Below are 8,031 nucleotides of genomic sequence, written 5' to 3' on the forward strand. Positions count from 1 at the left end.
CGTTAGCGGTGGTTGCGGTATTCTTGATAGTCTCGATGTCATTATTGGTTGCATACAATAGACTTTCAAATGCCACTCAAACGGCTGTAGCTAAGGAAAATATCAGGCGTCTGCTAGCAGAGTTTGTTGAACATAAAAACGATCCAGTTACTCAGAATGACTTGGACAAAGCGCTTGAAGATGCTGAGTACAGTGAGTATGAAATCAAGCTGTTTTCGAGAACTGAATCACAAGAACTCAGCGATTTAGTAGTTTATCGAATTGGATTTGGTATAGTTAACTCCTCGGGTGGTGATGAGTTATATGTTAGCAAATACGAACCGTAAGGGTTTTGTTCTGCCTTTTACGCTGATGATGCTTGGGTTCACGTCCATTATGCTAATTGCTTTTGGCTCTCAGATTGGAAGATTGGGAAGTAGACTGAACTCATATGAGAGAGTTTCGGAGATACAGCTAAGCACAAGGAACATAATTGAGATCGCCGCTGCATATCTTGTGGACAGTTTGGAAGAATCTGTCACTTTCACTTCTGGTAACGACTGGGAGGACTTCGATGAATTCCTCGAATTTGCTTCAACAAGAGGCGGAATGGAAGGTACATATTGGGCTACAGTGCTCAGAACTCTGGATAGTGACGATATCGAGTACTGGAATCTATCAAACGAGGCGGATTTTGTCTCACATTTGAACACGGATCCGAGTGTTTTTGATACGCAGGATAAAGGAGCTGTTATTTACAGGCACGACAAAGACACTTATTCGCTTATCTCTTGGACCGGCACTGAGAATACTGCCAGGCGCTATTCTTATGGACTATTTATCAGGCAGTACAAACTGGAGAATCCAGCGCTTGAATTAGGCTCGTTCGAAAGAGTGCTAAACCAATATAGGTCGGGGGACGAAACAACGCTTTGGGGAGATGTGGTATTTGGTGATGTAATAATTTTTGACACGATTACTATTGCAGATCTCAGCGATCCAAGGAAGATCTTTTTGGGTACAGTTTCGGCTTCGGAGGTCATACCAGCTTTCGAAGGCTTTGATTTTACGAAGCCTTCTACACCGGTCGCGGATTACTTCGAAGGTCTTAAGAACGAACATATTGATAGCCTCCCTAGCACTACCGTGGAAATCAATTTGTCAAGTGACGATAGAGTTCTTCCTTTGGTCCTCGACTCGTATGCTCTGCCTTTGGATGATGAAACCCTTCTTGTTGTTAGAATTGATCCCTCAGTAGAAAGTGTTCACAAGATTAGAGTGGAGTTCGAAGAAGATGGAGACCTTGTGTTATCAACGTTGGAGGTGAAGAACAAAAAGATCGAAGTTAAGACAAGCAGGAGAATAACTGGCAGAGATCATAAGTTGTTTGTTCGTTTTGACTCAGACATTCTGGTTGGAGATGGTGATGCAAAGAAAATGGATCTTATAAACGGAGAGTATTCGATCACTGTGGTTGGCGACATTGATGTAACGAAAAGCCTTGTGTATGAACCGCTTAAGAGTCTTTTCAACGACGGTAATTCTGAAAATGCTCAGACTGATGTCTCTAATAAGCCTTTAGGTCAGACTGAAGTAAATGTGAGTGAAGTAAACAGTACTCTCATTGGCGAGTCTAGTTTAATAGAAGGGATATCTTTGGAGTTGATCTCTATTGGGGGAGATATTAACTTCTTCAAAGAGACGACGTCTTCCCACGGAGTGGGAGTAATGCATGGGGATTTTAAGGCCTTTAGCAATGTTAATGATGATAATCCTTTTGATGATTATGATGATCCTCTGATTCCTCTGACTGGTGGTAGCATAGGTTTAGTAGTTGAAAGCGAGATTCCTGCAAAAGGCTCTGAGTTCTGGGTTTATGGGAGTCTAGTCGGAGAATCCTTCTCGAGTGAAGATCTAAGCGACTTTCTCAAGAGATTCATTGCAATTTCACGTTCTGAAGGTGGAGGGAGTTCAGCAGTCTCAAAAGGCTTCTCTGTAGTTGGAATTAGGAGTTGGTAGTCTAGAAATGCATAAGGATTATGATATGGTATTCTGTTTCGGTCTGGGGAAGAAGAGATTCTCTTCTTAGCTTCTGTACTATAGGCCACAGTTAACCCCCAGAGAGCCCTCGCGGATTGCGGGGGCTTTTTCCTAAGCTCTGCAAGTGTTTTGCCGCAGATGCCTGCAATTCTTCATTAGTCACAGAGCATAACAGTATTTCAAAGCGCTTCGCGTGAACAGGTGCTGGAATGATTCTGCGTTTTTCCGGACAAGAGCGGTCAGGCGATTTCTGAAAACACGAGCTTGAACGGTATAATTGTAAGTTAAGAGGAGGATAGTATGTTCAGAAGGGAAAACAGAATCATTGAAGTGGCATCTCATGAGCTAGATCTTCATCCTGCCGCGCAGATGGTCGATCTGTACAAGCTCTTCTATCAGGGGACGTTTGGTCCCAGACATGTAATGGAGGATCAGGCGGCCGCCCTGAGATATCTGGCAGAGGAAATAGATTGCTCCGAGTTTGATCAAGTTCTGTGGCAGGACATAAGTTACATGGAGAACTTCTTCAGGATAAATCTGGTTCTTGTTAAGAACAGGCAGGTACTGATCGACGATCTATTCCGCGCGCTGGTTGCCAGCACGAGAATCGGAGCCTCAATAACTCATGAAGAGTGGAGAGCAGAGTGGAAACAGATAGAAGAAGTTCTCATTGATTCGCTACCCGAGAGTGTCTTTACTCCCGAGTCTGCGATCGCTATCAGGGAGGCCCTTGAGACTGGTCAGCCCGTGCATCATAGTCTTTCATACAAGAGGAGCTATCACCCTCATTACAGGGTAATAAGCCGTGAATGGTTCGAAAGACTCATAGGAATCACATACTGATCTGTTTCTCTGCATACTGCGTTTGTTCCGTTCTCCTAGTTTGCTTCTGTTATTAGTGAGTAATGAGGTGATTCTTTCGAATGCTTAGTTGCTTTCGTTCTGCTTGTCTGTGCTCAGGAGGATGTGTTTTTCTAGATTGGAGACTCAGGTGAGATGTGGGGGAATCTTCTAGATCTGACGTTTTCAGAAGGCGGAGCGCCAAGAAATGAAGAGTATCCAGACAGCCAACCTACAAGTTCACGAAACGCTTTGTTTGAGCCTAGTTCATCCGTATTCGCATTTCCCGCAGACGAAAAATCCGAAAGCGGATTATCCGTAGCCGGAAAACCCGCCTCTACTAAATAATGATATTACTAAAGGATACTTCGTATCCAGCAAGCTCGATTTATGACATATAAGCACCGGTGAAAATGTCTGAATAAAGAAGAGATCTGCAATCGAAGGGAAGCCCAAAATCGGAAGTTATTGCTGCTTTTTCGACAGCCCGCTGGTGATTGCATAGGATACTAGAGCTGTCGATAATAGTAAGGAAACAGTTCAGATAATCCCCTTTTCTTGAGTCTCTATTCAAGGAAGATCCGCACTTGAAGGATTCATCTCCTGAAGGTGTTTTCGAAAAGCTTTCTCTATCCAATAGTTCCAGCAAAGAGTGACCAGTTATTTTATCGAGATACTTCCTTCTTGCAAAATGGAAATTGCTAGAAACAACTGGTTCTGGCTGCGAGCGCTTTTGCATCTTGGGTGCCACTGCAGGTTTACTCTTCGGTGAAGTACGTCTATAATAAGATTTCGTACTTCGAGAATGGAGAGCAAAAGGAAATGATATACGGGGTAACGATCGATTGCGATGAAAACCATTTCATCCTGAATTATGATACCCCTCTTTCTACCCCTCAACACTGAGCTCACCTCAGACATGATGTTCCGTCAGCAATTCTCAGTGATGATGTACATATTCCTGAATTCGATGTTATCCTTCATTTATGATGCAATTGACCTGCAAGAGCAGATGAATACGAAGCAATACGGATTTGGTACTTTCAAATACGAGAGACTGTATTCCGTAGATGGAAAGAATGGAACGTATACTGGAACAAAAGTCGCTTTATACAATGAGGACGGAGAGTTGTCGATGTACTGGATGATTGATCCAAACATTCCTTTCGCTCTTAAAACCTACATGGGCGACGATTACGAGGATGATTCTACTACAATTACTTTTTGCGACTATGCCCTCAGTTGATTGAGGATTCAATCAGAAGGAGTCTTCAGGCGCCTTTTTGTTTATAATAAATCAACGAGAGACCTGCCGAATGGAGTTCAGCAAGTCATAATTTCATCATGGTAGCTGATAGGAAATGACAGTTCAAGGAGGAAGGCATGGATTTAGCGAGAATTAGGCACGACTTACATGAGATTCCGGAGATTGGATTCAATGAGTTCAAGACTCAAGAGTACATTATGAATTTCCTGGATCGATTATCTGTTCCCTACGAAAAGGTTGCGGGTACCGGAATCCTGGCGGAGTGGAAGAAGGTTGAAGGCCCCTTCGCTCTATTTCGAGCCGATATGGATGCTCTTCCTGTTTTTGAAGAAACAGATGCTCCATTCAAATCTACTTATGAAGGTTTTATGCATGCTTGCGGCCATGATGTTCATATGACAATTCTCATTGGACTTATAGAGAGGGTAGTAAGAAACGATCTTAAGCGTAATTTTCTCTTTCTTTTCCAGCCGGCTGAAGAAGGCGGTGGCGGTGCTGCGAAATGCTTATCAAAATTGGAGCAATACGAGATAACCGAAGCCTGGGCACTGCACGTAAATGACGAATTCCCGGAAGGATCTGTTTACACAAAACCCGGCGTCCTCTTTGCATCGGCCTTCGAAATGGATTGCACTTTCAAGGGAAGGTCGGCACATGTTGCTTTCTATAAGCAGGGAAGAGACGCAATCGAAGGAGCCATGGACTTTCTTCATAGGGTCTATTCGGTAGATAGAGGAGATTCCGTACTCAGATTTGGACTCATGCAGGGGGGCAGGGTTAGAAATGTGGTGGCAGATTTCTGCACTCTTTATGGAACAGTTAGAACTAAAGCTTTTGAACTTTCTGAAAAAGCAATTCTGGAGCTCGAAGAGCTTGGGAAAGAAGTCGCTACCGAAAGAGGTCTTAAGTTCTCTCAGGAGATTGGTTCAAAGTATCCACAGGTTCTTGTAGACGGAGATCTTTACGATAAACTGTGCACCCTCGTCGATGTAAATCCGGTAGAAATGAAATACGTGGGGGAGGATTTTGGGGTGATCGCTATGAAATACCCTTCGGTACTTTTCTGGTTGGGTACAGGAAGAGGAGAACAGCATGGACTACATAATTCAAGGTTTTTGCCTGCTGACTCTGTTATAGAAAAGGGTGTTGAGGTTTTCTGGAAGGCAGCCAACAACTAGTCTACAGCTTTCGAAATCTTCCCTCTCGAAGCTCAAGCGAGAACTCGTTATCACTGTAGAGAGGGTCAGGTTTGGAGTTTTCTACCACCATAAAGACCGCTCCTGTTCTTATCTCAGCCCTTAAAGTGATTTCATCGAGTTTTTTGAATAGGAAGACGGGTGTGTTCATGTAGCTTCTGTGTATCGGGACGATAGATCTCGCTCCGATCTTCATTTGATTGAAAAGCTCTACGGTTATTCCCGGTAAGGCTACGGTGGAGATCATAGCATCGTACATAGCTTCTTCTTTGCAGCCATATCTACCGTCACCGATCACTATCCTCACATTGCTAAGGAGGTAGCGTCGCAAATTTCTCGAGGCAATTGATGCAACCGTCTTGTCGGTCTCCATTGAAACTACGCTTCCCTTTGTCAGCATTTTTCCAAGCAGACAAGCGCAGAAGCCGGTTCCAGTTCCAAGATCCAGTACCTTGTGGTCTTCGTGCAGTTTCAATTCTTCTATCATGCTTATCAAGAGAGATGGCTGAGTAGAAGTGGAGCAAATTTTCCCTGAGCTGGCAAGACTTACTAGCGCCCTGTCGGAGTAAGCCTCATCCGCTACTTCGGGGGAGACGAAATCCCCCCTGTCAAGTTCCATTAGGGCTGACTCCAGTCTGGGGTCGGTCAGGTAACCTGCTCTCTTCAGAAAACTCAGAAGCTCTCTCATGGAAAATCTGTCACACTCCTCTAGAACAAAAGATACTTAATGGCGTTTGCGACCACAATTATCAGCAGAATCCATCTCACAAAACCGCTGCCTTTTCTTATAGATAGCCTGGCAGCAAAGTAAGCACCAACAATATTTCCTGCTGCGAGAACCAGGCCGGGAATCCAATAGATCATTCCGTTAAGGATGAAGATCACCAGAGCAAAAACCGTGTAGATGAAGACGATAAGAATCTTCGTGAAATTCGTCCTCACAAGATCAAAGCCGTATGAAAAGGTAATCGCTCCAATCAGGAAGAAACCAACTCCCGCCTGTAAAAATCCCCCGTAGAAGCCCACACCGAAAAAGATTAGAGTTGAGAGGGCTCTCGAAGGTCTGGAAAAAGTGAGCCGCTTCGGTTTCAGTAACATAAGTAAAACTACGGCTAGGAGAGCTACTGCGATCACTTTCTCCAGCGCATCCTTGGGTATTGTCGAGACAAACATAGAACCTATGACTGAACCTATCGTTGCAGCCACTATCGCCGGAAGTATGGACTTGTCAAACCTCATACCCCCAGATCGAAAGGTCTTAACTCCTATACCGCTTTCAAATATCACGCCCAGTCTATTGGTTGCATTGGCAATGGGCGGCGGCAATCCTATCCACATAAGTACCGGGAGAGTGACCATTGAGCCGCCTCCCGCCATAACATTCATAAAACCAGCAACGGCACCCGCGATATAAATAATTGCGAACTGTAATACTGTCATTTATCACTTCATCAACTAGATGGGAGAGTTGTTCGAGCCACCCATATTAATCTGCTTCATCAGCTTTTTCAGAGATGTCAAGAGAGAAGTGAATTCGCTTTGAGAAATGTTTACCTGATCGGCAATTTTCAGTGGAATGGCCAGTGCCTTATCCTTAAGTCTTTTTCCTTTCTCAGTTAAATTTATCAACACCTGCCTCTCATCGCCCTGGGACCTTTCTCTTGTCAGGAGACCCTGTTTCTCCATTCTCTTCAGCAAAGGAGTCAGGGTTCCGGAATCAAGAAATAGTCTTTCACCGAGTTCTTTCACAGTAAGCGGCTCCTTCTCCCAGAGAACAAGCATTGCCAGGTATTGGGGGTAGGTTATGCCGAATTCCGAAAGCAACGGTCTGTAAAGCCTTGTAACACCCCTTGAGCTGGAGTACAAAGCAAAACAAAGCTGATTGTCCAGTTTAAGGAGTTCTTCCCCTCTTGGAATCGCGACCCCTACTTTCTCACTCACATAACCGCCTCCTCAATCGCAGAACGAAATGTCTCGGGTTCCTCCTTCGGCTCGAATCTTCCAATTATTTCACCCTCTCGGTTAATCAAGAACTTCGTAAAGTTCCACTTCACTTTTCCTGAGAACTCCTTCTTCCCGCCACCTGAAGTAAGAAACTCATAGAGTGGATGAATGTCTTTCCCCTTCACGTGAATCTTCGAAAATAGCGGAAATGTAATGCCGAAGTTTGTACTGCAAAAAGCTTTTATATCTTCATCGCTTCCGGGCTCTTGGCCAAGAAAATCATTAGAAGGGAACCCTAGCACAACGAAATCTTTATCTTTGAATTCTTCAAAGATTTTCTGCAGACCGTCATACTGAGGAGTAAATCCGCATTTGCTGGCAGTATTCACCAACAACAGTACCTTCCCTTTGAAGTCTTCCATTGATTTATTCCATCCGTCAATCGTAGTCAGTTGAAAATCATAAATAGTCATTATTTCACCTCCAATATTATTGTACACTATTTAGTTGTACTATGGAAGCTTCCAAACTTCCAAACTTCATGAAAGCAGAAGAATCTGCAACTGCAATGCTTAATGGTATTTGCAGCTGACTAGGGAAGCTCAAGCCAGGATTCAATCTAGGATTCTTCGACAGTATCTCTCTTTTACCGATTCCGAGTTTTCGTCACGAGTTGCGAGCCCTAACTACTTGCAAGCTTTTGATCATGGAGAACTGGATAATTAGGGTAATCGGGTGTGCGCACGTCCAGCTAAGGCAAGAATG

At 44.1% G+C, this 8,031-nt stretch carries 10 protein-coding genes; 5 read left to right on the forward strand and 5 right to left on the reverse strand.

The genetic code is table 11. The annotated features are described in order from the left end of the window. Positions 1-23: 23 nt before the first annotated feature. The 3 genes from B3K42_RS06830 to B3K42_RS06840 all read left to right on the forward strand — a co-directional run bounded on the left by B3K42_RS06830 (position 24) and on the right by B3K42_RS06840 (position 2,862). Positions 24-326: a hypothetical protein gene (locus tag B3K42_RS06830; RefSeq protein ID WP_292597764.1), complete on the forward strand. Its 303-nt coding sequence runs from the start codon at positions 24-26 to the stop codon at positions 324-326. Continuing rightward, entirely contained in the window at positions 304-1,998 is a 1,695-nt protein-coding gene (locus B3K42_RS06835; protein WP_292597766.1) for a hypothetical protein, read from the forward strand. Before B3K42_RS06830 ends, B3K42_RS06835 begins: the two co-directional genes overlap by 23 nt. Before the next feature lie 321 nt (positions 1,999-2,319). Next, the gene (locus tag B3K42_RS06840) at positions 2,320-2,862 is read left to right on the forward strand and encodes a hypothetical protein (protein WP_292597767.1); all 543 of its coding nucleotides are present in this window, start codon (positions 2,320-2,322) and stop codon (positions 2,860-2,862) included. A 385-nt stretch (positions 2,863-3,247) separates the two neighbouring features. Here B3K42_RS06840 and B3K42_RS06845 read toward each other — a convergent pair whose 3' ends face one another. Then, the gene (locus B3K42_RS06845; RefSeq protein WP_292597770.1) at positions 3,248-3,598 is read right to left on the reverse strand and encodes a hypothetical protein; all 351 of its coding nucleotides are present in this window, start codon (positions 3,596-3,598) and stop codon (positions 3,248-3,250) included. Positions 3,599-3,805: 207 nt separating this feature from the next. Here B3K42_RS06845 and B3K42_RS06850 point away from each other — a divergent pair, with 207 nt between their 5' ends. Continuing rightward, the gene (locus tag B3K42_RS06850; RefSeq protein ID WP_292597772.1) at positions 3,806-4,105 is read left to right on the forward strand and encodes a hypothetical protein; all 300 of its coding nucleotides are present in this window, start codon (positions 3,806-3,808) and stop codon (positions 4,103-4,105) included. Between the two features lie 137 nt (positions 4,106-4,242). After that, positions 4,243-5,304: an amidohydrolase gene (locus B3K42_RS06855; RefSeq protein WP_292597774.1), complete on the forward strand. Its 1,062-nt coding sequence runs from the start codon at positions 4,243-4,245 to the stop codon at positions 5,302-5,304. A gap of 1 nt (position 5,305) precedes the next feature. Here B3K42_RS06855 and B3K42_RS06860 read toward each other — a convergent pair whose 3' ends face one another. The 4 genes from B3K42_RS06860 to B3K42_RS06875 are packed head-to-tail and all read right to left on the reverse strand — an operon-like array spanning position 5,306 to position 7,739. Beyond that, complete coding sequence (locus tag B3K42_RS06860) at positions 5,306-6,010, reverse strand: protein-L-isoaspartate O-methyltransferase family protein (protein WP_292597777.1); 705 nt, start codon at positions 6,008-6,010, stop codon at positions 5,306-5,308. Positions 6,011-6,030: 20 nt separating this feature from the next. After that, positions 6,031-6,762 carry a sulfite exporter TauE/SafE family protein gene (locus tag B3K42_RS06865; RefSeq protein WP_292597780.1) on the reverse strand — a complete coding sequence of 244 codons (732 nt, stop codon included), beginning with the start codon at positions 6,760-6,762 and terminating at the stop codon, positions 6,031-6,033. 15 nt (positions 6,763-6,777) lie between these two features. Next, positions 6,778-7,263, reverse strand: a complete 486-nt coding sequence (locus B3K42_RS06870; protein WP_292597783.1) for a MarR family winged helix-turn-helix transcriptional regulator — start codon at positions 7,261-7,263, stop codon at positions 6,778-6,780. Further along, complete coding sequence (locus B3K42_RS06875) at positions 7,260-7,739, reverse strand: glutathione peroxidase (protein WP_292597785.1); 480 nt, start codon at positions 7,737-7,739, stop codon at positions 7,260-7,262. Before B3K42_RS06875 ends, B3K42_RS06870 begins: the two co-directional genes overlap by 4 nt. Positions 7,740-8,031: the final 292 nt, after the last annotated feature.

Origin of the sequence: Mesotoga sp. UBA6090 (assembly GCF_002435945.1) — a bacterium.
GTDB lineage: Bacteria > Thermotogota > Thermotogae > Petrotogales > Kosmotogaceae > Mesotoga.